Genomic DNA, 21,964 nt, shown 5'->3' with positions numbered 1-21,964 from the left:
GTTATTTATCGTTATTATTTTATCAGTATCAAGGGCTTTTCAGCCCTTGGTTCAGGTTTTTGTGACTCTTGCAGGCGCTATCTTAGCGGCTTTACGAACAGGAATATAGACTGCCAAAGCACTGAGCAACCAGACAGAGACAGCAACCAAGACAGCCAGCCAGGGTTCTACCAGGCCTTGTGCTCGTAAATAAGTCACAAAATAATTGTTTAGCCATAATGCCGCAAAACTGCCAAGCAGGATACCTGCCATGGCCAGCAAAGCGTTTTCCATCAACAGCGTTTTAAGTATGGTGCTCTGGCTGGCACCCAGAGCGCGTAATATCCCAATGTCTTTTTTACGAATTGAGACGGAAAAAGAAACCAGGCCAATGATCCCAAATGCGGTGACTGCAACAGCGATCACACTGATCCCAATCATGATAAAGGCAAACGTACTGCGGCCATCCCATAACCGCTTTTTTGCACGGGCAGCAAATTCTACTCGTTCTACTATGCGCCCACCTTGTTGGTACAGTGTGTCTTCAACGTCTTTTAAAATGGCTTCTGCGGTGCCTTTTTTGACTCTCAATAAATAGTTGATGTCTGTGTTGCCAAAATGCGCCTGAGGGACAATTGTCGAGTGATACCAGTGTTGCTCATAGACCGCACTTTCGCCGAGCATTTTATTCGCATAGACCCCGACGACTCGATAAGGCAGGCGCGCGCGTTGCAAATACACGGTTTGACCGAGCGCACTTTGCTCACCAAAAAGTGACTTCGCAAGGGCTTCGCTGATCATGGCGACACTGGCAAAACGGCTCTGATCTGAACTCGCAAAGACAAACTCATTAGGATAGAAGTCCCGTCCTTGTGTGATAGTCAGGCCCAGAGTGGCAACACCTTCAGAGGTAATGTCAAACTGCGCATTTTCAATACCAGCTTCCTCCTGGTCGGTGGTTTTGTAAACCTGATTACTGCCCGAGACTGTGGCCAGCACCAGTTCATTGCTGGCATAAGTTACCTGAGTCACCTCTGGCAGTGCGCTGAGATTGCTTAAATCTCGTTGGATCAGGGCTGATTTATCGACCTGGTTGTCAAACACCTTTGTGTAAACATTGAGTATCTCATATTCGTCCAGATGAGATGGAATAAGCCAGTTCTTCAGCGTACCGTAACTGATGAAGCTCGCATTACCTACTATGGTCACCGCTATGGCTATCTGGATTAGGATCATCAGTGAGATATTACGATGCTTAACAATAATTTTAAGTATATGTTTTAGTGACATCGTCTTATCCTCTTAGCTGAGCTGCAGGTGCTGTGTGACTGGCTTTGATGATGGGATAGAGTCCCGCGGTAAATATCGCGATAAAAATACCCATGGCAGCTTGTAACGCAAACGGAATATCCATGCTGTACATGCGGCGCACTTGCTCTGCGTCGGCCAGGTAGTCTGCCTGATACAAGGCCAGATGAAACATGGCAACCAGTCCAAATTGTGCCAGCAGTAATCCCAGTGCAATGGCGGCACCACTGAGCATGCTGAGCTCCAGAAGCTGGATCTTCAGAATATATAGTTTGTTAGCGCCAAGCGCCCGATACAACGAAACCAGCTTGGCGCGACTTTGGTTTTTTGCCAGTAAGATCCCAATTGTGTTGATAAGACAAATCGCAAACAGCAAATAGGCAAATTTAAGGTAGATCTGCTCCCAGTAAAGATTGTCACTCATTCTGTCGTTCAGAGTTGCTAGTTTGCTCAGGTAGAAGGGCTCGGCATGACCAAAGCGGCCCTGAGTAACCTGTTGTTCCGCATAGTTGCGCAACCACAGGGTGAGCTCAGCGTGGTTTTGTTCCAGGTTCTGAGAGTCAAATTCTGCCCAGGCATGCAGATATCCACATTCGGCACCTTTTAATCCCTGTACATCGTCACGACGATAGCGACTTCGCAGTACCTCGTCCTTGGTACGACATGGCATATAGCCGGTGCGGGCAATATTATTCGCATGTGCGTACCCTAGCGGTATAACAGCCATATCGTTGACTCTGCCGCGAAAGCGCATGTTCTGAAAGCGACGCAAATAAGCCGACATATCCATGACACCCACTACCTCAAGCTGACGGTTGTTGATAACAACCTGCTGACCAATCGAGTTTTCACCGCCGAATAATAGATCGTTGGCTTTTTTATCCAATACAATGACGGCTGTGTTATCCATGTCTGCGCGCCAAGGTTCACCATAGATAAACGGGACCTGAAGTAAGTCAAAGTAGCGCGCATCTGCCGCTGATGCTTCTGCTGTGACAGGTCTGACGCTGCGATCCGGCAAGTCGATGACGAACGACGTCGTATAATTCAGTGATAATCTCACGCTGTTGTGGTTTGCCCAGTCGGCATAAAGTGACTGCGCATCTTGGTAGGTTAACGGTGGTACGCTAAAGGGCGAGCGATTTTCATAATCGGGATCCATAAAGTTTAAGCTCACGTGGTAAATGCGATCGGCACGTTCGTCTATAGGGGAATGCCCGCTGCGAGTTACTATGGTGCCCATAGTTAACAGCAGCGTAATGCCAATAGCCAGGTTGATGACCATCAGCAAGGTCAGTTTGCGTTTTTGTTTCAGGCCACGCCAGGCCAATTGCACTAAATCCTTCATCGCAGTCACCTAAGAGATCAGTTCAACCAGTTCATTTTTATTGATGTCGCGCAGTTGACCGTCGAGGATCTGTATATTTCGATGCGCGCGCTGTGCCAGTTCATTGTCATGAGTTACCATGAGTAAGGTGGTGCCCTGGCGATTAATCTCCTCCAGCAGATCCATAACCTGTCTTGCCATCATAGTGTCCAGGTTGCCAGTAGGCTCATCGGCGAGCAAAAAGCGCGGCTGGCCTGCGAGCGCCCGAGCAATGGCGACCCGTTGTTGCTGACCACCACTCAATTGCGCGGGAAAGTGGCTGGCGCGGCCGCCAAGGCCGACCAGCTCAAGGCTGTCTTCAATGCGTTTTCTACGTGCCTGAGCAGATAAGCCCCGGAAAATCAGCGGCACTTCGATGTTATCGTAAAGATTCAGGTCGCTGATCAGATTAAACCCTTGGAAAATAAAGCCAATTTTTTCATTGCGCAAACGAGATAGCTGCTTGTCACCTAATGTGCTGACATCTTCTCCGTCCAGTTCGTAGCTGCCTTGCTCGAAGTTTTCTAGCAACCCGGTAATATTCAAAAAGGTGGTCTTACCTGAACCTGAGGGGCCGGTCACGGCAATAAACTCGCCTTCTTCCACGGTGAAGTTAACGTCTGACAGTGCGTGTGTCTCGACCAGCTCGGTGCGGTATATTTTACTGATGTTGTTCATGCGTAACATGGGTATGTTCCTTTATTATTATTCGCTGAGGATCACTTGCTGTGATTGCCCGAAAGCAGCCAGACTTGAGATAATGATTGTATCACCAGGTTGTAGCCCCTGGGTAATCTCTACTTCTCTGACACTTTTGACACCCAGTGAAATAGGGGTTCTGAATGCGGAGTTTTGTTCAATTTTGTAGGCGGTGCGTGATGCGCCGGTTTCAACAAAGGCACCGCGCTCAACTTTAAGTACATTTTGCTTTTGCGCGATAATGATCTGAGCATTGACGCGTTGATTCTGACGTAAGTTTCCGGGCTGTTCGGTAAAGCGGATCCGACCACGAACCTGGCCTTGCTCAACTTCGGGAGAAATAGCCACTAAAGTCGCACTGTATTGGTCATTGTTGATTTGTACATTTGCCCGCAAACCAATGCCAAGCTCATCTGCGAGGTTTTCAGGGATATAGGCTTCGACTTCCAGTTCGTTCAAATTAACCAGTGACATTAACTGCGTGTCTCGCTGCACATGTTGCTTTTGCTGAACATTCAGTGTGCCGACAATGCCGGACAAAGGTGAATGTAAAGTCAGTGCTTCGACCTGGCGGCGTAATTCTTGTGTAAGGTGACGCTGACGAGTGAGATTAAGTTCGCTACTTTTTAGCTCAAAGCTGAGTCGCTCCTGCGCCAGTTGCAGGCTGGCAATGGCATGGCGTTCATTCAGCTCTGCGCGCTTCAGAGCGACCTCTGTTTGTTCTAACTCCTCTTTGGAGATGATCTGTTTTTCGATACTTGTGCGCGCTCTGGCCATTTCACTTTGCGCGGCTTCTAGCTCAACTTTGGCCAGCTCCATCTGTTGCGTGTTATCCAATTGCTGTTGTTTGATGGCGATTTTCTGGCGGCTCACGTCCATCTCCAGGCGCGCCAGTGTCGCCTCTTCCTGGAGTAGCTGGTTACGTAGCTCCGGACTGTCGATGGTCAGCAATGCTTGTCCTGCCTTAATTTCATCGCCTGCTTTGACAAACAAAGTGACAGTACCGGCCGCAATGGCGTACATCGAGGGACTATCTGCCGCCATGGTACGCCCTTCCACACGCAGATCCTGGACCATATCGCCTCTCACTACGGTGGCTGTTCGTAAGGTTTGTAACGACACCACCTGCTCAGCGCTGAGCAGTTGGTCGAAACTGTTGTAGGATGCAGTCGCTGCGCCCACGAGCCCGATTGCCGTTGCCATCGCTAGCCACCTGCGGGGTAGTCTGCGTGTTTGCTGGATCACTTTGTCTTGTTGTCTGGTATCTCGGATCATGCCGGGTATGGCTCCATGTTTTCTGCATTTTATCTTCTATTACAAAATAAGTGCCAAAGTTTAAGTTTATGAAATTATTGGTTTATTTTGTTTTTTTCTCTCGTATTGCAGAAGCCGCGGACGGACAGCGGACAGTACGCGGACAGTAGATAGCTGTCCGGACAGAAGCAAAGTGGGGAGCAGGCAGAATACACTAGTATTGCCGGGTTGTTCCTGTACCATAGTGACATAAGCTAAGCTGCTGTTAATTAAGTGGTAATGGAGATACGATGATCCAACTTGATGAAGTCACCTTTAAGCGCCCGGATGGTACGGGGTACAGACATGTATTGGACGGACTGAGCTGGTCAGTGGCCGCAGCCGAGCAAGTCGCGTTAACGGGCGAGAGTGGCTCAGGTAAAACAACGCTGCTCAATATACTGGCAGGCTTGTTGACAGCAGATGCTGGATCTGTAGTGATTAATGAGCAAAATATCAGTCATCACAACAGCACCAAATTGGCATTGTACCGCCGTACAATTGGCATGATATTTCAGCATTATCAGTTACTCAGCCCGCTCACGGTTGCCGATAATATGGCTTTTCAGGCGCGTCTTAATGGCCGTTCAGTTAGCCATGACGATATTGTTGCCATGGCAAAGAGACTTGGGCTGGCGGCTAAGCTTGATGCATATCCAGCACAGTTAAGTGGCGGAGAGCAGCAGCGTGTTGGGATTGCCAGAGCACTGCTCAATCAACCTCGCCTGCTGCTCGCGGATGAACCCACCGGCAACCTGGATAGCGCAAGAAGTCAGGAAGTGCTTGAGCTGCTGATGGCGCTGTGCAAGGAGCAGCATGTCAACCTGATCATGGTGACCCACAGTCGTGCGCTTGCGGCGCAGTTCCCGCGTCTGGTGGAGTTACGAGATGGACGTATACATGAGTGAGCTACGCCTGATCTTAATTACCTATGGCCAGTTCTATCGTCGCCATAAAGGCCTGCTGGGGTTATTTCTGGTGGGTCTGAGTCTGGGCAGTGCCTTGCTCAGTGCAACATTGGGCTTAAATCAGGAAGCGTCGCAGCGTTACACCACCAGCACGGCGCTGTTGTCACAACCCGTTAGTCATTTTATCCGCCCGCCATTAGGGGAGAATGGTCTGGCTTTTTCGTTATGGCAGCGACTGACAGCGTCCGGGTTTAACCAGGTCCAGCCCGTGCTTGAAGGGCGGCTAAGGACTGATGAAGGTCAGATACTGGCTGTTCGGGGTGTCAATCTACTGCAATGGCAAACAACCAGTGCAGCTATATCAGCAACAGATGAGTCAGCCGCACAAGTGGCACGAACAAAGCTGTTTGATACTGTGTTTTTGTCACCTCAGTTAAGTGCCCGGATGAAACTGGATGGATCTGTGCTGCTCATTGATGGCGTGAGTTACCCGACCAGTCTGTTAGATGGGACGGGTCATTATGCCCTGATGGATATCAGCCTGGCGGATAGACTGTTACAGGCAGGTGGACAGAGCAGCTACTTTGAAGTAATTGGTTTGAGTGAGTCTCAGTCGCAACGCCTGAGCACGCTATTGGGTACTGAAGCAAGGCTGGAGTCTGCTCAGGCCCAAACCTTTGATGCACTATCGGGGGCCTTTTTCTTTAATCTTCAGGCGCTGGCCTTACTGGGTTATGTCGTTGGAGCCTTTTTAAGCCTCAATGCCATCAAACTTGCCTATCAGAGTCGCTTATCACTACAGCAACAAATGGCTACCCTTGGTTGTCGTCAGGGCCAATTACTTAAGGCGCTGTGTCTGGAAGTGGCTTTACTGAGTATGGTGGCTGCAACGCTGGGAAACCTGATTGGCGTTATAATGGCCAATGCGATGATGGGTGACATTAGCGCTGTGTTGGGTAGCTTTTATCAACTGGACCGCGCCCTGACGGTACAGTTCAATGTCTGGCTGGTGCTCGTGGGAAGTTTACTCAACCTGGCTATTTTAGCTTGCTTTGTCATGTTGCAAACCCACCTGGCGCACAGGCTTTCCAGGTGGCTGGCTCCAAGTCTGTTTTTAATGACTTGTATTGGTGGCCTGTTGTTGTTGCACTTTGCACAGACTAAATGGCAAGCACTGCTTCTGTGTGTCTGTGTGCTACTGTTATTTTTTGCGCTTACCCCCTCGCTGGTACGTCAGGTGTTTCGTGTTCGCTGGCCAACTCGTTCCCCCTTACTTGGCTGGCTCAGAGCTGACAGCCTGACCCAGTTACCTGCTTTATTGAGCTCCGTACTCGCGATTTTGATGGCGATGGGGGCAGCCATAGGAATGCAGGTGATGGTAGGGAGTTTTAGCAGTGCGCTGGATGCACATCTGCAAACTCGCCTCAATGCCGATCTGTATGTCCGGCCCGATGAGCCGACTTCCCAAATGCGTCAGGCTCTGGCTGATATGAGCGAAGTTGAGCGGGTTGGTGTGTACTGGTCGGCAGAAAGCGAAATCACACTGGGAAACGACGTAACCCCCGCAACTATCATGAGCTTTGGTGAGGACTATTCTTATCACCAGCATCTGACTCTGTTAAACAAACAGCCACTAGAAGCGGTGCATCTGGCCAATACAAATGGGCAGATATCGTGTCTTATCAATGAACCCGGTATGCGACGGTATGCATTGAAAGTGGGCAGCATACTTAAGGTAAATCAAGGCTCGCGCGCATTTCATTGTAACGTTCGAGGTGTATTTTATGATTATGGTGAACCCGGTATCAATCTGGTTGTAAGCGCGTCGGTCATAGAACAACAGACTTTTTTGTATGAAGCCGTTGGCTTTATGCTGACGCTACAAGATGGAGTAAACTCAGAGCAGATCGCCGATGTCATTAGTCAGCGTTGGTCACTGGCCGGGCACCAGATAATTCACAACCAGGTGTTTAAGCGCTTCGCAAAACAATTATTTAGCCAAACTTTCTTGGTTACCCATGCACTGAACCTGTGCATTATGCTCATTGCTTTATTCGGTGTTTGGGTGAGCTTTCTCACTCTCGGGCGGCAGCAGTTACAACCCATGGCCATATTGCAGACCTTGGGCGTGACCCAGCGGCAATTATTTGTTCTTAAGTTATGTCAGGCTACGCTCATTCTCGGTATGACGCTGCTGCTGGCTGTGCCTCTGGGCATTCTGTTGGGTTGGGTATTGTTAGAGTATGTGATGCCTATCGCCTTTGGCTGGAGTATGGCCATGGTGATCAGTTGGCGAGACATTTTGGGATTCTGTGCTGTGATATTGTTACTGGCGCTGGTGGTGAGTGCCATTCCATTATTGAAACTGATCCGGCGCAATGTGGCCGACAACGTAGCGCAGTTGTAAGGAGTAAAAAATGCAGTTTACCGGGTTAATTTTACTCATACTATTCGTTTTAACAGGGTGCCAGCCTGGCGCACCTGACGCTGAAAATAATAATGCAGCAATGGCTGTACTTGGTCAGGAGCTCGGTGAGCCGGTAAGTTCTTCGCAATCTCTGGTGTTTCCCCGCGATCATGGTGCGCACCCTGAACAAGGTGTGGAATGGTGGTACGTGACGGGCAATCTGAGCGCACAGGATGGCACTCAGTTTGGTATGCAGTGGACTTTGTTCCGAGTGCTCGACCCAGGCTTTTCTGCTTTTCAGGGGTCGCCCTGGTGGGATGGTCAGCTGTACTTTGCGCATTTTGCCCTGCAGAATGGTCGTACACATCATGCATTTGAGCGTTATGGCAGAGCCGGGCAGGTCGAGATTCAGGCCAGTCCTTTTATTGCTCGGCTGGATAACTGGCAACTGGCAAGTCGAGAGAGTTCATTCTTACCATTGCGATTACAAACCCGGGAATCAGGTTATGGCCTGGATATTACACTGGCAAACAGCCCGCAGGTGTTGCATGGCGAGCAGGGATACAGCCAGAAAACACAGCAGGGTCATGCTTCCTTTTATTACAGTTACCCCTTTTTACAGGTAGCAGGGACGTTGACCTATGCGGGCAAAGATTATGAGGTTGCAGGTCAGGCCTGGCTGGACAGAGAGTGGTCTTCGGGCCTGATTGATAGTCAGCACGGAGGATGGGATTGGTTTAGTTTACAAAGTAGTGACCCCAAGCAAGGTGCACTGATGGCATTCTGCACTCGGGATGAAAAACACGCTTATGCTTATTGTAGTGCCTCAGAGATATCATCGTCTGGAGAGGTTATCGCATATCCCGACGAACAAGTCACTCTGACAGTGCTGAACCGGGCGAAAACGCATGGCGTGACACATCCAGTTAGCTGGCAATTGCAGTTACCGGGCAAAGAAGCGGTGATCATCGATGCGCTGCAGTCAAACTCCTTGAATACTCTGAGCATACCATACTGGGAAGGCCGAATACGCAGTCAGGGTGGGTTTTCAGGGCAAGGGTATGGTGAGCTGTTTGGCTACTAGTATGATGTACTGCATTGGGAACATCTATGTTGGGCAGTCAGTTATCAGGGCTGAAATGATAAAAGGCACAGGAGAAACAAGCACCTGCGTTTAATTCAAACAACCCTGCGGAGCCTGCCGAAAAACAGCTATGGGGGCAGGCATATACTATCAGTGCTCAGGCACTACTCCCGGCCGTACAGGGGCATAGCGACGCCTGAAACATCAGGAAACTCCAGGACAGCGACAGGTGTAAAATCACTTTCTGCCAGGAAGAAAGTTGTCAGGCTAGCTCTTGAATGAATCGTAAACTCTCCCACAAATGGCATCATCCAACCACTGTCACTCGATAATACACCACTCAATTGCGGTACTTTGCTGTAATCGGGTAACAGGTAGTCAGGAAGCACATTATCACCAACAGAATGCAGTGGCAGGTTAACGCCAATCTGACGGGTATAGGACACGTCCAGCATGGGTTGTCCGGTATATTGGTTAGCCAGAGTTAATGTATGCTGGTGAGGGGTGATAGTAATAGCCACATCGGCTGCTTGTTTGGGGTAGCCCCAGATCTCGCGGCCAGCTCTGATTGCAACAGGGTTATCGAGCATCAGGTGCTGGTTGTAAAGCGCATAGTTATGCGGTTTTCCAGCAGCTTGTTGTTCGGCATTCGCAGCTGCCAGTGCCGCCAGTACTTTACCGGTAAAATCCAGTTGAGCACTTGGCTCGGTCATATCACCCGGACAGGGCAAAATGGGGTCGACACTGCCACGACGCTTAACATAAAAGCTTGAGATGGTTTCGTTATAGGCACCCGCCGGGCTGGCGGTAATTTTTTGCGTATAAAGCGCGCCAATGCCTTTCGATGCAGTGCCCTCACAATGCAGCCGGACTGGCTCCCATTGCCAGTTCCATAAAAAAAACTGTGCAACATTCGCATCAATCAATCCGACAACAGCACTGGTGGCTTCACCTTGCACATGAAAGGGCATATCCACGGGTGTGCCATCAGAGAGGTACGTGGTGCTGGTTATTGGGTAAGATTCACTGAGATCTGCGGCGTGACTGCTCAGCGATATCATAGTAGCGAGCAAGAGGGATTTGATTTTCATCATAGATCCTTTTTAGTTATGGTTTTCCTTTTGGGTGTATTGCCTGAAACACATTAATTTAGGTACATAGTGTGTGAAAGCGGGACTAGGTTAGCATGGTGTGATGAAAAGTAAATGAAACGAACTGAACCGAGAAAAATAGAGTTCGGCAATTCAAATGTATAGGAGTGTAAACTGGTTATTCTTTCTATATCCGCAATGCTGTAAACTGGCGCCCCATTTATGTGGACAGACAGATTTTTTAAGTCTGATATATGCAACTTTCAAGCTGGCGTAGTCCGACCTCAATCCGGACTAAGCGTTAAGAAGGAATTCATTATTTATGATCCCATTCGCGGTGTTGATCACAGTATTAGTGTGTTTTGTCGGCTACGGGTTGTGGCCTTTGGCGATCTCAGTGCTGAGTTATCTGGTTTCCGAGCAACCATCGGAGGCCACGATCCTGGTGCTGTTCTGGTTAACCATGGTATTTATCCAGTTTGTTGCAATGTGGCATATTGCCAAGAGAAAGCCCAGGGGGCGTAATTTCTTTTTCTATACAGTGTGGGTTTGTGTATTTGTACAAAGTTCAGACTTACTACTGGGTACCGAGGGCGCGCTACCAGTCTGGGATTTAGTCGATCTGTTTATCTATCCTGCTTTAGCAATGTGGGTACTGTATGCCAGCGACGTCAAGCAATATTTCGACAAGTAAAACGTAAAACAAAGAGTAATAGTATGAGTAAATGTGGTAAATGTGACAGCGATATCTCCTTTATGTCGGTATTAAATACACCGAATCCATTTAAACTAAAATGCGGCAGCTGCAAAGCGCCGATCGCGCTGAGTTTGATGAGCGCGGGCATTGTCGCGGGTATTTTAATGGCGGTGATCAGTGCTATCTTATGGCACTTCTATGGCTCAGAAGGCTTCTGGATCAAGGTGGTGCTGCCAACAGTATTGATTGCAGAAGGCCTTTACTTTGCGGCCATCCGCACGGGTCTGGTAAAAGTAAAACCAGCACAAGCTGAATAAAAAGCGGGAGCCACTGGCTCCCGTTTTGTTGTGCACTTAGCTCAACTCAATTTTGTAAGTTGGCACTGGATTGACCTTTTTGCTCAGATGTCCAAGCAGTAGCCACCAGGCAAACAAAGCCGCCAGCATCAGCGTAATCCACATTACGGCAGAGGCCGGTGCCGTGCTCAGCTGTCCTATCTGGTAGACCAGGGTCGCCAGAATATAGGCAATCGAGGTTGTCCAGCCAATCACCACCCACATCCACTGACTGCCAGATTCACGTTTAATCGCCCCCAGTACCGCAACACAGGGGGTATAAAGTAAGATAAGTACCAGGTAGGCAAAGGCGCCGAGCTGACCATCAAACTGCGCCGCCATCGCACTCAATAACTCGTTGCCCGCATCTGCGCCTTCTTCAACGGCACCCAGACCCAGTGGGTCACCGAGGTTGTTAAGCAAATCAACGGAATTATCCCACAGGGTCATCACCGCTTCACTTGCGGCGTCTTTGAGAGACCAGTCACCGGGTTGTTCCTGCGCCCCTACGTACAGGGCATCCATGGTGCCAACAATGGCCTCTTTAGCAAACAAACCGGTGACTATCCCCACGGTTGCCGGCCAGTTATCCTCTGCAATACCCAGCGGTGAAAACACCGGTGTAACCACCTGCGCCGCTTTAGAGAGCAATGAGGCGTCGCTGTTCTCATGACCAAAACTGCCGTCCGTACCAATGGAATTGATCATGCTCAGCAGCGCGACCACGAATACAATGGTTTTACCGGCACGCGTAATAAAGCTACGCAAACGCTGCCAGGTGGTCATCATCAGGTTACGCCACACCGGCAGGTGGTAGGCGGGCATCTCAATAAAAGAGGGCACTTTCTCCTGTTTGAACACCCGTTTTCTGAACAGATAGCCAGACCCCACAGCAACGACAATGCCAATCAAGTACAGTGCAAAGACAATATTGGCACCATTGACCGGGAAAAATGCCGCGGCAAATAACGCATATACCGTTAAGCGAGCGCCACAGGACATAAAAGGGGCCATAATTACCGTCAGAAGGCGGTCTGACTCCCTGCTCATAGTACGTGCGCTCATCACGGCGGGGACGTTACAACCAAAGCCCACAATCAGTGGCACAAACGCATTGCCGGGTAAACCAATAGATGACATCAGGCGGTCTATAACAAAAGCAGCACGCGATAGGTAGCCACTGTCCTCAAGAATGGACAAACAGAAATATAGTACTGCAATAACAGGAATAAAGGTCGCGACCAGCTGCAGGCCGGCGCCAAATCCGTCACCCAGGATCACTCCAAGCCACTCAGGCGCCCCCAGGCTGGTCAATAGCAATTTGGTCCCCTCGATAAAGATGGCACCAACCAGAATATCGAAAAAATCGATAAAGACGGCCCCGAAGTTGACGGCAATGGTGAACATCAGGTACATCATAAACAAGAAGATAGGGACGCCAAGCCAACGATTTAGCACTAGCTTGTCGAGCGACGTGGTGAAATCAGAGCGCGTCTGCGACATAACACTGACACCGTTACTGAGCTTTTTGACGCTTTGATATCGTTTTACAGTGTCTTCGTTGTTGGTATCTGACTTAGTGACAGGCTGCCTGCTTGTTGTCGGCTTATTTGATTGAAGGTGATGAATTAAGGCATCGGTCAGTGCCTGCATTCCCTCACCGGTTGAACCCACCATAGCGATCACTGGCGTATTAAGGCGTTGCGCCAACAGTTCAAGGTTAAGCTCTTTGCCTTGCTGGCGCGCCACATCAGTCATATTGGCGACCACAATCACGGGCGTGCCCGTTTCCTGCATTTGGGTGGTTAGAACCAAATTGCGTTCGAGGTTGGCACAGTCGACAACATTGACTATCAGGTCGGCGTCTTGGGAGCGGAGATAGTCAATGGCAATCTGCTCATCCTGGCCCGGATCTATCTGGGCCATACTGTACAGGCCCGGTAAGTCAATGAGCTCAACCTGCTGACTCTGTAGCGTTAGCTCGCCACTTTTGCGTTCAACTGTGACGCCAGGCCAGTTCCCCACTTTTTGCCTGGCGCCGGTAAGACGGTTAAATAGGGTGGTTTTACCACAGTTGGGATTACCAACGAGGGCGATTCTCACGTGACCTTACTCCTTTAAGTTAGCGGTTCAGTTGGATAAAGTGTGCATCCGTTTTGCGGATACTGATATAGGTGTTACCAACTTTGGTCTGAATAGGGCACCCCAATGGAGCGATATTGAGCACTGTGATCTCCTCTCCCGGGATCAAACCCAGTGCCATCACGCGGCTGATCAGGGCTGCATCCGGATGAGCAATACCCGCAATAATCGCTGTGTCGTTTGGTTTTAAATCTGCAAGTGTCATAGAGATAATGCAAACCTTGATAAGAATTATTTATTATTAGGTTGCTATGGTAGCGCAATTTAAATGTCATAAACAAGCAAACCAGGCGAAAGTTCTGCGTTATCAAGTAATTAATAAAGCTAAATTTTTTAAATAGTTACGTGTTTTAAAATGATGTCACTTGAGGTGGGTGAGTGATACACACTATTTGCACATTGTTTGCCATCTGTTTGCACATTGTTTCGTTAGTGTGTAAGTCAGGCCGAACAGCAACGGAGACAGGCAATGAAATTAACGAACGAATTCAGCTACCCAGGCACACTTAAAATCTTGGCACTTATGATGAGTGCTACAGTGCTTAGTGCCTGTGGTTCAGGAGGCTCTGACGAAAGCCAGAGTACGGAGTCAGCCGTTACTAACCAGAGCACAGCGAATCAGAGTAATGACAATGCTCAGTCAAATGATGATGATAGCGGCACTGGCTCGAGTAACACCAGTGATGAGGGTGATCAAGTATCAAATGATCCAGAAGAAACAAACACGCTACCTGGCTGGATCCTGAGCTCTGAGGCAGAATCGGCTGCAATCATGCTGGATGATTCGGGGCAGCCCGCGAAGGTTAACGTGCAAACAGTCAGTGCCATTGAGCAATCGGGCCAACGCTATACCGTGGTTAGCGCTTCTGGTATGCCGGATTACCAGGTTGTCATCGACGAGGCGGTATTGACAAGCTTGTCTTCACGGCCCAGAGCCAATTCCGATTTTGCCACAGGTTCGCCCGCTGTGGCGATTGGCGATGTGGTAGAGTTTGGTCAGGATATAGGGTACAACAGCAACAACAGTTGTGCATTAGACGCGGGACAGGGTTACTGGCCGCCGGGTCCGGTATGCCCTGAAGTGATGGACAAAACGGGTACCTTTCCAAACCAGCCAACACAGACTAGCGAAACCTGCGAGACGGGCTTAGGGTCGGTAGGTTTTTGGGTTAACGGGACCTCTGTGTATAACTGGGGGGATGGACAGAGCTATAACAACGAAGGAGTATGGCAGACACTGGCACCGGTTGCAGAGCAATATGATGTTGATGTGTGCGGCGGCCATGCTGCACAGGGTGACTATCATCACCACTATTACTCATCATGCCTGGCCGATATGGTAGGGGACACTGGTATGGGTCACTCTCCTATTTATGGTTATGCCGCGGATGGGTATGCGATTTATGGCCCCTGGGAGGCGCAAGGGCAACTGGCAATCAGTAGTTGGGAAGTCCGGGACTATAGCGCCAGTGAAGCGACGGGATGCAGCGACGGTGCCCGAAGCTGTGTGCTGAATGACCAATACGATGTCAGCCAGGGCACCCGTACTGTTTCCAGCGGACCCGGTTTTTCTGCTGTGGTGCGCACGCTGTCCAACAATGAGCTGGTTGCTGAAAACGGCTACTATAAAGAAGATTTCTATTGGAATACAGCGTTGACTGCTCAGGGCGGTAATTATCTGGACCAATACAATGGCCACAGTGATTCTGAGCGTGGCTATCACTATCACGTCACAGCCCGCGAAGAGAATGGCAAACTGATACCGGCATTTCCCTATACGGTAGGCGATAGATTTGCCGGAGAGCTGCAAAGTAATGCGCTAACCAGTTGCGGTGGCAGACTACCAGGTGGTCCGGGTCGGGGATAGGGGCAAATCAATGAAAATATTCGCACTGATCATTGCTACATGCCTGTGTGTTAGCAGCACGGTGGCGTTAGCTGATACCGCCATTCATCAACATAAAAGCCTGGAAATTAAGCAGCAAAGCCAGTTACCCAGGGTATCTCTGACGGTTGTTCGTGACCAAACAGATGGTCTGAATCTGACAATTGGCATTGCCAACTATGTGCTAAATTCGCCTGCCGAGGCGGAGCGTAAACAGCAAACTCTGACCGGTCATGCTCATCTTTTTATCAATGGGGAGAAAAAAATGCGTGTCTATGGTCAAGATGTACACTTGCCGGCCAGCTGGTTTCAGGAAGGGGTCAATCAGATTGCGGTATCGCTAAACAGCCATCAGCATGAGAACTGGACCTGGAAAGGCAATACCGTCATGGGGTCGGTGTTTGTTAATTTGGCTGAGCCTGATCTGGTATTGCACCAGTTTTCTTCTCAGCCATTGCTCAGCCATCACCACCATTAATACGCAGCGCTGGCCACTGTGTTGTGGCCAGCCTTTAAAAGGTCTCTTTGAGTAAGTTAAGCATATCCTCGACCGACAGCTTACCAGCCTGCTCGTTACCTGCCAGCAATTGATCCGCCAGGTCTCGTTTATGCTGGTGCAGTGCGACTATTTTCTCTTCTATGGTGTTCTTGGCGATGAGGCGATAGATAGTCACCGGACGTTGCTGACCCATGCGATGAGCTCTGTCAGAGGCCTGTGCTTCGACAGCCGGGTTCCACCAGGGATCCATATGGATCACATAGTCGGCAGCGGTGAGGTTCAAGCCTGAGCCTCCGGCTTTCAGGCTGATCAAAAACACTTCGCCATTGCCACGCTGAAACGCATTAACGCGTTCCTGACGTTGTGTGGCAGGTGTACTACCATCCAGATACTGATAAGCTATTGCACGTTCTTCAAGGAGTGTTTTAATGATCTGAAGGTGGCCCACAAACTGGCTGAAAATGAGCGCCTTATGGTTATTTTGCCGTAATTCATCGAGCAGCTCACCCAGTGCATCCAGCTTACTGCTGGGCAGCGTGCTTTCTGCCATGACCAGTTTAGGGTGACAGCAGGCCTGGCGGAGTTTAGTCAGCTCTGCCAGCATTTTTATTCGCTGTTCCGCTGCTGAGCTGGTGCTGGCAGATTCGGTGATCTGATCGATAGCATGCTGTCGTAGCGCTTCATAAAAATTCATCTCATCATCGCTGAGCGAGACAGTCAGATTGATTTCGGTTTTTTCTGGCAGCTCAGTGAGAACCTGGCTTTTCAGGCGCCGCAGAATAAAGGGCTTTACCAACTGCTTTAGGCTTTGACGTGCTTTATGTGCCGCGAGCTTGTCTTGTTCGGCATTTTCCATAGGCTGTGAAAAACGGGCATTAAAGCGCTTCAGATTGCCGAGTAATCCGGGGTTTATGAAACGAAACAGTGACCACAATTCGGTCAGGTTGTTTTCTATTGGGGTGCCTGTGGTGATCATCTTAAATTCGCCCTTGAGAGCACAAGCCGCCACAGTGCGTTTGGCCAGCGGGTTTTTCAGCGCCTGCGCCTCATCGGCGATGATGGTATGCCATTGCTTGGCTTTTAACAGTTCAGCCTGACGCTGCAACAGACCATAACTGATCACTACGCAATCAAATGGGCCTGCCTGAGTTAACAACTGCTCGCGCTCTTGCGCACTGTTATGATCGCTAAACAGCATCATGTTTAAAGCAGGTGCAAACTTACTCGCTTCCTGTTGCCAGTTAAAACACACAGAAGTTGGCGCGATGATCAGAGTTGGCCCTTCACTGGCGCGTGCCAGGATCACGGCCAGAGCCTGTAAGGTTTTGCCCAGTCCCATGTCATCGGCCAGGCAGGCTCCGGCGCCCCAGTGAGCCAGGCGCATCGCCCAATCGAATCCCGCCAGCTGGTAATCGCGCAGTTGCGCCTGCAAGGTGGGAGGAACGGTGAGTGTCAGTGCATTGGCCTGGTACATTTTTTTGCTTTGTTCTTCCCAGGCTGGCAGAGTTTTCATGCGCATGCCTGCGGTGGCTTCGGCCACCTGACCACTGGCAAGCGGGTGGAATTGCCCCTCATCGGTTACCGTATCAAGCTGGGCGAGTTGATTACGCAAGTCTTGAGACAGTGCCAAAATTTGTTCACCGTCCAGGCTGACAAAGCGGCCATGGCTGGTGGCCATCAAACTTAACAGCTTTTTCAGCTCAATGACCTGTGCATCATCGACTTTAAGCTCTCCGGTTACGTCAAACCACTGATTTTGTTTGCTCATGGCCAGGGCAATATGTTGGGACTCAAGTGGTTTGCTGAGACGGAATTTCTTCCCTCTTGGCCAGCGCAGTCTTAATGTCAATTCATTCACAGGCTTTGCAACACATTGCTCGAGCTGCTCCAGGGCTTCCAGCGCCATTTCCAGGTCGTCCAGTTGCAGTCGATTGTCGGACATAGCCAGAAATGCCGGGCAGTGTTCATCCAGCAACTCCAGCCAGCGTTGCTCCCGGGCTAAGTTGCGCTGAGTGGCTACCCGTTTGTTCTCAATTTCTGTTGTCAGGTTGGGACTGCCAATGCCTGGATGCAACATCGGACCCTGATCGCCAAATGGCATACTGACACAATGAAACTCCAAACCGCCCTGGTAGGGGGTGATGTTGACCACCAGCTCTTCGGCTGGCTCCACTGTGCTTAGTCCGGTTTCTACCCCTTCGAGATCGGATTGAATATTTAGTAAAGGGGCAATGGCTGTGATACTTTCGAGCAGCTTGGGTTTGGCGGCTTTGGGTACCACCAACCCGCTCTCACCGATGATCTCTGCCACTTGCAGGTGCTGACGTGTGAACAGGGTAAACCCATAGCGATGCCCCTGAAGCGAATAGAAGGCGTATTCGTCCTGTCTGGCATGTTCATCCAGCTGCATCCGGTAGTCTATGCCTTGAGGCAGGTTAGGGATCGACATCATCAGCTCATCGCCGTTATCGCGGATCTGAAGCTCAGCCGGATATTCAGTCAGTTCAATTTCTGTATTTAAATCTTCGCCCAGATACAGGTTTTGAGCGCCCGCCGCTGCGCTTAGCGCACTTGCGCCTTCGAGCTCAAATGTGCGTCCACCATAATAGCTGTGGTTTTCATATACCCGAATGGCCGCGATGATCTCTTTATCCTTGTCGCTCAGGTATTCAAAGCTTTCGGGCTCGTCGATTAACCTTTTCAGTGCGACATTGCGGCCCTTACTCCAGCCTTGTTTACCCAGTTTTTGTTCCCGAGGCTTCAGAGTGAGGTCAAATCGTGATTGCTCAAGCTGCCAGATGAGTCGATGGCTCTGTGGTGATTTATCCTCAGTGGCTGCGTGATTTGGTGCCAGGTTTTGCAGCTTTTCCAGAGCCAGTTCCCAGCCGCTTTTTTGTTCTATCAGATTGGCAAAGTTGAGCACCAATCGCTGAGGTAGGCTGGGGACCGGAGCCTGATGGAGCAGCAAAAGATCCGCCCCCATACAGGCAAACAAAGGTTGCTGCATTGTGCTGAAAGTCGTACAGGCCTCGCTGAGGCGATTTAGCCTGGCCGCTTGTGCGCGGGCACCCGTCCAGTGTGTAGCAAGGGCAATCAGTAACTGCAGCAGGGCAAAATCAAAGGGCTGCGTATTCCTGAGTACTTCATAATCTTGATATTGTTCACTGAATGTCTGAGCGTCATTGAGACATTCGGTAAGATACTCTAGTAAGTTCAGAATGGCGTAGTTAAATGTGGGTGCTTTCTTATCCGCAGCTTCAGCTCGAACCAACTGGCGCACCGTTTTAAATAGCTGGGGCTGACCTTGACAGGCCTCGACCAGAATAGTCAGTTTATGAAACAGGCCAGGCAGGCCACCCAGATATTGCTGTTTGCGTCGGGCCAGTTTGTTTTTGGCCACGATGGCTTGTTCAAATAATGCGTGTGCGGTTTGCTGCTCGCCAGAGCACATGGCCACAATGGCACGTAACTGCAATGCATAGCAGCTGGTGTCGTTGCCAAGACTGGCGATACAATGATCCAACTGTGCGCGATACAGATATTGCTCGGCCAGTAAGCAGTGCAGCAGTTGGTTCTCAGGCTGACGCTGACAAAGCTGCTCTATCAGCTTGAACGCGGCAAAATTATTCTGACAGTCACGTCGTAAGGAATGAACTAATGTGGCACACGCCTGATATAGCAACAGCGGCGGTAGCTCAGCCAGACGGTCCGCGTCTGCCGGAAAAAACAGTGTATCGACTAACACCTGGTTGGTGTAATGATCCAAATATTGCGGATTCTTGTGAAACGACAGCAGGTCCGCGGCTTTGTCATACTGGCCAAGCATGAGCAGGTCGCGGATAAATCGCTGTTCGTCCGAAAAATCACGTTCCCATTCATACAGGTTGATTACAGGCACAATTTGTTCGGCGTAATTCAAAGTGCTCATAAAGCGATCTTCACGCAACGCATTGTGACACAAAGAGGCTTCAATGAGCGGCTGCACCCTGAGGCCCTTTTGATTGCTGATCAACAACCCGGCTTCTGCCAGAGCGGTTCTTTGTTCTGGCAGCATACCCTGACTGAGCGCGGCTAAGTCGTGAACCTGTGCTTCAACCAGTAACCTTAGCACACGTTTTAGTTTACTTATTGCGACTGGTTTGCCGATCAATGCCAGGACCTCCAGCATGATCTGTTGTTCTTTAGGCAGCTGCGCGTAGCGTGTCAGAAGTTCTGATATTTGTGTCTGACTGAAAGGGGTGTAGTGCATGCTAATGGACCTAACCAGGCCGTGCTCCGCAAGTTGTTGTTAATTGCGAAGCAAAGTAGCAGATGCGAGGTGCGCGCTCAAGTCAAACCAGCCATAGAGAAAGTATAATAAAGCTGCGAGCTGCTGTTTTTCGACTGAGTCTGGCAAAGTACAAAGCCCGCTTTTTCCAGCACTTTTATTGAAGCAGGGTTGTCGGCTGCAACGCCGGCATTGAGTATGGCATCAGGCTGAATTTCTCGCAGATGAGTCACCAATCCCTGTAGTAGCTCACTGGCATAACCCTGACCCCAGTGTGCTTCGCCTATCAAATAGCCAAGTTGTATCGTATTGGTTGAAAAGTACAACATTGTCAGGCCGAGACACTGTGCTTGTTTATCTCGCACCAGCAATAGGTCACAGTGTGTGAGTTTGCCCTTTATCCAATCAATAAGCTGAGCCGAAGTTTGCGGGCAGTGTTGCCAGTCTTCGGGTAAAAAGCGCACCGTATTTGTTGTCAGCATGTGTATTAGCTGGTTTGACTGTGCCTGGCTGAGCTCGTTGACTAGCAAGGATGCGGGGATGACCTCTAACCTGGCCGTGCTGAATTCAAGCTTTGTCATGAACTTGCTCCTTTGTGTTGACTTGCGCTTCTGACATGCCTGCTTTAAATGCCTGAGTGAGCTCGTACCCTTTTATTGCTGGTAATGCGAGTGCTTTCAGAGCCAGGCTGCCAATCATGATCAGTAACGCTGTGACCAGCGCATCCAAACCCATACCGATCATTGTACCAGCCAGGCCAAATGTTTCGGTTAAAGTAGTCAGCTCAGGCAAAGTATAGACTCCAGTGAGCTGTTGTAGGGTTAAAGCCGCCCAGAAGCCAAAACAATACGGGCAGTGCCAGGCTGAATATAAATAGGCCAGTGGGGCCGGCAAACGTGCCACCAGAGCGTTAAACCACGTACCCCATTCGGGTAGCTTCTCCCACACAAGGACATGAATGGATAGCCCCATCAAAACGAGTGATAAAGTCATGCGTGTCTCCTTAAAATCGGTGTATTGTTTTATGTGTGTCTATTATTCTCAATAAAGCTAACTGGTGTTATTGTTGGGTTTTTGATTTAATCGGCTTATTTTAAGATTGCGGGTGAAATAAGATGACCAATCATGTTGCAGCCTGTGGTCAGATGAAAGTGGCCAGACTGGCACAAGAGCCGCATGGTACACACAGCGAGAGTGTTTTAAGTTTTATTCGTTCAGGCTCACTGGATATGTTACATGGCGAGACTTTTACCGCCACGCAGGGCATGTTTGTGCTAGTGCCCGGCGGGATGCCACATACTTTATTGTCGGGGTCCGACTTACATGTTCACTGGATGAGCTTTTGCCCTGACTGTCTGGGGCTTGAACCCGATGCCGCTTTATTGCAACCTTTCCAGCAGGTGCGCCTGGGTGCTTTACCTGCATTGACCTTATCAGGTGAGCGCGTCGAATTTGTTCAGACTTTATATCAGGAGTTTGAACTGGCGTTGCAGCAGACATTACCACTGGAGGTCATGAAGAGCTTTGTATTTTTGCTGCTGCACGAAGTGTCACTGGCGCAACAACCCATTAGCTGGCGTGCGGGCATGCATCCTAAAGTGGTTGCGGCACTGTCCTACATAGAAAGTCAGGGGTTGCAGCCGGTTTCTTTGCAGGGAGTGGCCGATGCGGTGTTCGTGAGTGCGCCTTATCTGGCCACTTTATTTAAACGAGAAACGGGCTACTCAGTCGGTCAATGGCTCACAAAAAAGCGCCTTGGTGAAGCCTGTAATCGCCTTATGCATACACATACACCGATTGCGACCTTGGTTGAAGAGCTTGGTTGGTCAGACACCACTCACTTTATTCGCCAGTTTAAGGCAGCCTATGGGGTGACGCCTGCGTTGTGGCGCAGGCAGCACAGTCTGAAACAAGCGCGTTGATGATATGTACCGATTGTGTGAAAAAATGTACAACCTTGTGAGGGCTAAATTACTGATCTTAAGCTTCTAATCCATTTCATAA

18 protein-coding genes are annotated in these 21,964 nt (G+C 49.8%); 8 read left to right on the top strand and 10 right to left on the bottom strand.

Annotation, left to right across the window (positions count from 1 at the left end; all coding sequences use genetic code 11):
* Positions 1–51: 51 nt before the first annotated feature.
* From CWB98_RS19470 to CWB98_RS19455, 4 genes are read right to left on the bottom strand one after another with little or no spacing between them, the layout of a single operon-like run.
* On the bottom strand, positions 52–1,269 hold the full coding sequence (locus CWB98_RS19470) for an ABC transporter permease (protein WP_138546356.1): 1,218 nt from the start codon (positions 1,267–1,269) through the stop codon (positions 52–54).
* Between the two features lie 4 nt (positions 1,270–1,273).
* Positions 1,274–2,635: an ABC transporter permease gene (locus CWB98_RS19465; RefSeq protein ID WP_138546355.1), complete on the bottom strand. Its 1,362-nt coding sequence runs from the start codon at positions 2,633–2,635 to the stop codon at positions 1,274–1,276.
* Positions 2,636–2,644: 9 nt separating this feature from the next.
* Positions 2,645–3,340 (bottom strand): ABC transporter ATP-binding protein, encoded by a 696-nt coding sequence (locus CWB98_RS19460; RefSeq protein ID WP_138546354.1) that lies wholly within the window; start codon positions 3,338–3,340, stop codon positions 2,645–2,647.
* A gap of 18 nt (positions 3,341–3,358) precedes the next feature.
* Positions 3,359–4,627, bottom strand: coding sequence for an efflux RND transporter periplasmic adaptor subunit (locus CWB98_RS19455; protein ID WP_138546353.1), 1,269 nt, complete (start codon positions 4,625–4,627; stop codon positions 3,359–3,361).
* Positions 4,628–4,896: 269 nt separating this feature from the next.
* Between CWB98_RS19455 and CWB98_RS19450 the strand changes: the two genes are divergently transcribed.
* The 3 genes from CWB98_RS19450 to CWB98_RS19440 are packed head-to-tail and all read left to right on the top strand — an operon-like array spanning position 4,897 to position 9,044.
* The gene (locus CWB98_RS19450; protein ID WP_138546352.1) at positions 4,897–5,553 is read left to right on the top strand and encodes an ABC transporter ATP-binding protein; all 657 of its coding nucleotides are present in this window, start codon (positions 4,897–4,899) and stop codon (positions 5,551–5,553) included.
* Positions 5,534–7,960, top strand: a complete 2,427-nt coding sequence (locus tag CWB98_RS19445; protein WP_249364724.1) for an ABC transporter permease — start codon at positions 5,534–5,536, stop codon at positions 7,958–7,960. The genes CWB98_RS19450 and CWB98_RS19445 overlap by 20 nt, the downstream gene beginning before the upstream one ends.
* Before the next feature lie 10 nt (positions 7,961–7,970).
* Entirely contained in the window at positions 7,971–9,044 is a 1,074-nt protein-coding gene (locus CWB98_RS19440) for a lipocalin-like domain-containing protein (protein WP_138546350.1), read from the top strand.
* Between the two features lie 164 nt (positions 9,045–9,208).
* Here CWB98_RS19440 and CWB98_RS19435 read toward each other — a convergent pair whose 3' ends face one another.
* Entirely contained in the window at positions 9,209–10,135 is a 927-nt protein-coding gene (locus tag CWB98_RS19435) for an acetoacetate decarboxylase family protein (protein ID WP_171045703.1), read from the bottom strand.
* A gap of 322 nt (positions 10,136–10,457) precedes the next feature.
* Between CWB98_RS19435 and CWB98_RS19430 the strand changes: the two genes are divergently transcribed.
* Positions 10,458–10,829, top strand: coding sequence for a hypothetical protein (locus CWB98_RS19430; RefSeq protein ID WP_138546348.1), 372 nt, complete (start codon positions 10,458–10,460; stop codon positions 10,827–10,829).
* Between the two features lie 23 nt (positions 10,830–10,852).
* Complete coding sequence (locus CWB98_RS19425) at positions 10,853–11,149, top strand: hypothetical protein (RefSeq protein ID WP_138546347.1); 297 nt, start codon at positions 10,853–10,855, stop codon at positions 11,147–11,149.
* 36 nt (positions 11,150–11,185) lie between these two features.
* Here CWB98_RS19425 and feoB read toward each other — a convergent pair whose 3' ends face one another.
* A complete protein-coding gene (gene feoB, locus CWB98_RS19420; RefSeq protein WP_138546346.1) occupies positions 11,186–13,270 on the bottom strand; it encodes a ferrous iron transport protein B in 2,085 nt (694 codons plus the stop codon).
* A gap of 19 nt (positions 13,271–13,289) precedes the next feature.
* Positions 13,290–13,514: a FeoA family protein gene (locus tag CWB98_RS19415; protein WP_138546345.1), complete on the bottom strand. Its 225-nt coding sequence runs from the start codon at positions 13,512–13,514 to the stop codon at positions 13,290–13,292.
* Between the two features lie 264 nt (positions 13,515–13,778).
* Here CWB98_RS19415 and CWB98_RS19410 point away from each other — a divergent pair, with 264 nt between their 5' ends.
* Positions 13,779–15,176 carry a YHYH protein gene (locus CWB98_RS19410; RefSeq protein WP_138546344.1) on the top strand — a complete coding sequence of 466 codons (1,398 nt, stop codon included), beginning with the start codon at positions 13,779–13,781 and terminating at the stop codon, positions 15,174–15,176.
* A gap of 10 nt (positions 15,177–15,186) precedes the next feature.
* On the top strand, positions 15,187–15,672 hold the full coding sequence (locus CWB98_RS19405) for a hypothetical protein (RefSeq protein WP_138546343.1): 486 nt from the start codon (positions 15,187–15,189) through the stop codon (positions 15,670–15,672).
* 34 nt (positions 15,673–15,706) lie between these two features.
* Here the strand turns inward: CWB98_RS19405 and CWB98_RS19400 are convergent, their stop codons facing one another.
* From CWB98_RS19400 to CWB98_RS19390, 3 genes are all read right to left on the bottom strand, one after another.
* The gene (locus tag CWB98_RS19400) at positions 15,707–19,942 is read right to left on the bottom strand and encodes a DEAD/DEAH box helicase (protein ID WP_138546342.1); all 4,236 of its coding nucleotides are present in this window, start codon (positions 19,940–19,942) and stop codon (positions 15,707–15,709) included.
* 77 nt (positions 19,943–20,019) lie between these two features.
* Positions 20,020–20,541, bottom strand: coding sequence for a GNAT family N-acetyltransferase (locus CWB98_RS19395; RefSeq protein ID WP_138546341.1), 522 nt, complete (start codon positions 20,539–20,541; stop codon positions 20,020–20,022).
* Entirely contained in the window at positions 20,528–20,953 is a 426-nt protein-coding gene (locus CWB98_RS19390; protein ID WP_138546340.1) for a hypothetical protein, read from the bottom strand. Before CWB98_RS19390 ends, CWB98_RS19395 begins: the two co-directional genes overlap by 14 nt.
* 122 nt (positions 20,954–21,075) lie before the next feature.
* On the opposite strand from CWB98_RS19390, the gene CWB98_RS19385 reads away from it, so the two are divergent.
* The gene (locus tag CWB98_RS19385) at positions 21,076–21,882 is read left to right on the top strand and encodes a helix-turn-helix transcriptional regulator (RefSeq protein ID WP_138546339.1); all 807 of its coding nucleotides are present in this window, start codon (positions 21,076–21,078) and stop codon (positions 21,880–21,882) included.
* The last annotated feature ends 82 nt before the right edge of the window (positions 21,883–21,964 follow it).

Origin of the sequence: Pseudoalteromonas rubra (assembly GCF_005887115.1) — a bacterium.
Lineage (GTDB): Bacteria > Pseudomonadota > Gammaproteobacteria > Enterobacterales > Alteromonadaceae > Pseudoalteromonas > Pseudoalteromonas rubra_F.
Note: the sequence above shows the minus strand (reverse complement) of the source record. Positions and strands in the feature narration are given on the sequence as shown.

What these genes read in the sequence shown, in the direction of transcription:
- CWB98_RS19425 (WP_138546347.1), top strand. Translation starts at nt 10,853, where the DNA reads ATGAGTAAATGTGGTAAATGTGACAGCGATATCTCCTTTATGTCGGTA.
- CWB98_RS19430 (WP_138546348.1), top strand. Translation starts at nt 10,458, where the DNA reads ATGATCCCATTCGCGGTGTTGATCACAGTATTAGTGTGTTTTGTCGGC.
- CWB98_RS19405 (WP_138546343.1), top strand. Translation starts at nt 15,187, where the DNA reads ATGAAAATATTCGCACTGATCATTGCTACATGCCTGTGTGTTAGCAGC.
- CWB98_RS19415 (WP_138546345.1), bottom strand. Translation starts at nt 13,514, where the DNA reads ATGACACTTGCAGATTTAAAACCAAACGACACAGCGATTATTGCGGGT.
- CWB98_RS19395 (WP_138546341.1), bottom strand. Translation starts at nt 20,541, where the DNA reads ATGACAAAGCTTGAATTCAGCACGGCCAGGTTAGAGGTCATCCCCGCA.
- CWB98_RS19445 (WP_249364724.1), top strand. Translation starts at nt 5,534, where the DNA reads ATGGACGTATACATGAGTGAGCTACGCCTGATCTTAATTACCTATGGC.
- CWB98_RS19450 (WP_138546352.1), top strand. Translation starts at nt 4,897, where the DNA reads ATGATCCAACTTGATGAAGTCACCTTTAAGCGCCCGGATGGTACGGGG.
- CWB98_RS19440 (WP_138546350.1), top strand. Translation starts at nt 7,971, where the DNA reads ATGCAGTTTACCGGGTTAATTTTACTCATACTATTCGTTTTAACAGGG.
- CWB98_RS19435 (WP_171045703.1), bottom strand. Translation starts at nt 10,135, where the DNA reads ATGAAAATCAAATCCCTCTTGCTCGCTACTATGATATCGCTGAGCAGT.
- CWB98_RS19455 (WP_138546353.1), bottom strand. Translation starts at nt 4,627, where the DNA reads ATGATCCGAGATACCAGACAACAAGACAAAGTGATCCAGCAAACACGC.
- CWB98_RS19460 (WP_138546354.1), bottom strand. Translation starts at nt 3,340, where the DNA reads ATGTTACGCATGAACAACATCAGTAAAATATACCGCACCGAGCTGGTC.
- CWB98_RS19390 (WP_138546340.1), bottom strand. Translation starts at nt 20,953, where the DNA reads ATGACTTTATCACTCGTTTTGATGGGGCTATCCATTCATGTCCTTGTG.
- CWB98_RS19410 (WP_138546344.1), top strand. Translation starts at nt 13,779, where the DNA reads ATGAAATTAACGAACGAATTCAGCTACCCAGGCACACTTAAAATCTTG.
- CWB98_RS19400 (WP_138546342.1), bottom strand. Translation starts at nt 19,942, where the DNA reads ATGCACTACACCCCTTTCAGTCAGACACAAATATCAGAACTTCTGACA.
- CWB98_RS19465 (WP_138546355.1), bottom strand. Translation starts at nt 2,635, where the DNA reads ATGAAGGATTTAGTGCAATTGGCCTGGCGTGGCCTGAAACAAAAACGC.
- CWB98_RS19385 (WP_138546339.1), top strand. Translation starts at nt 21,076, where the DNA reads ATGACCAATCATGTTGCAGCCTGTGGTCAGATGAAAGTGGCCAGACTG.
- CWB98_RS19470 (WP_138546356.1), bottom strand. Translation starts at nt 1,269, where the DNA reads ATGTCACTAAAACATATACTTAAAATTATTGTTAAGCATCGTAATATC.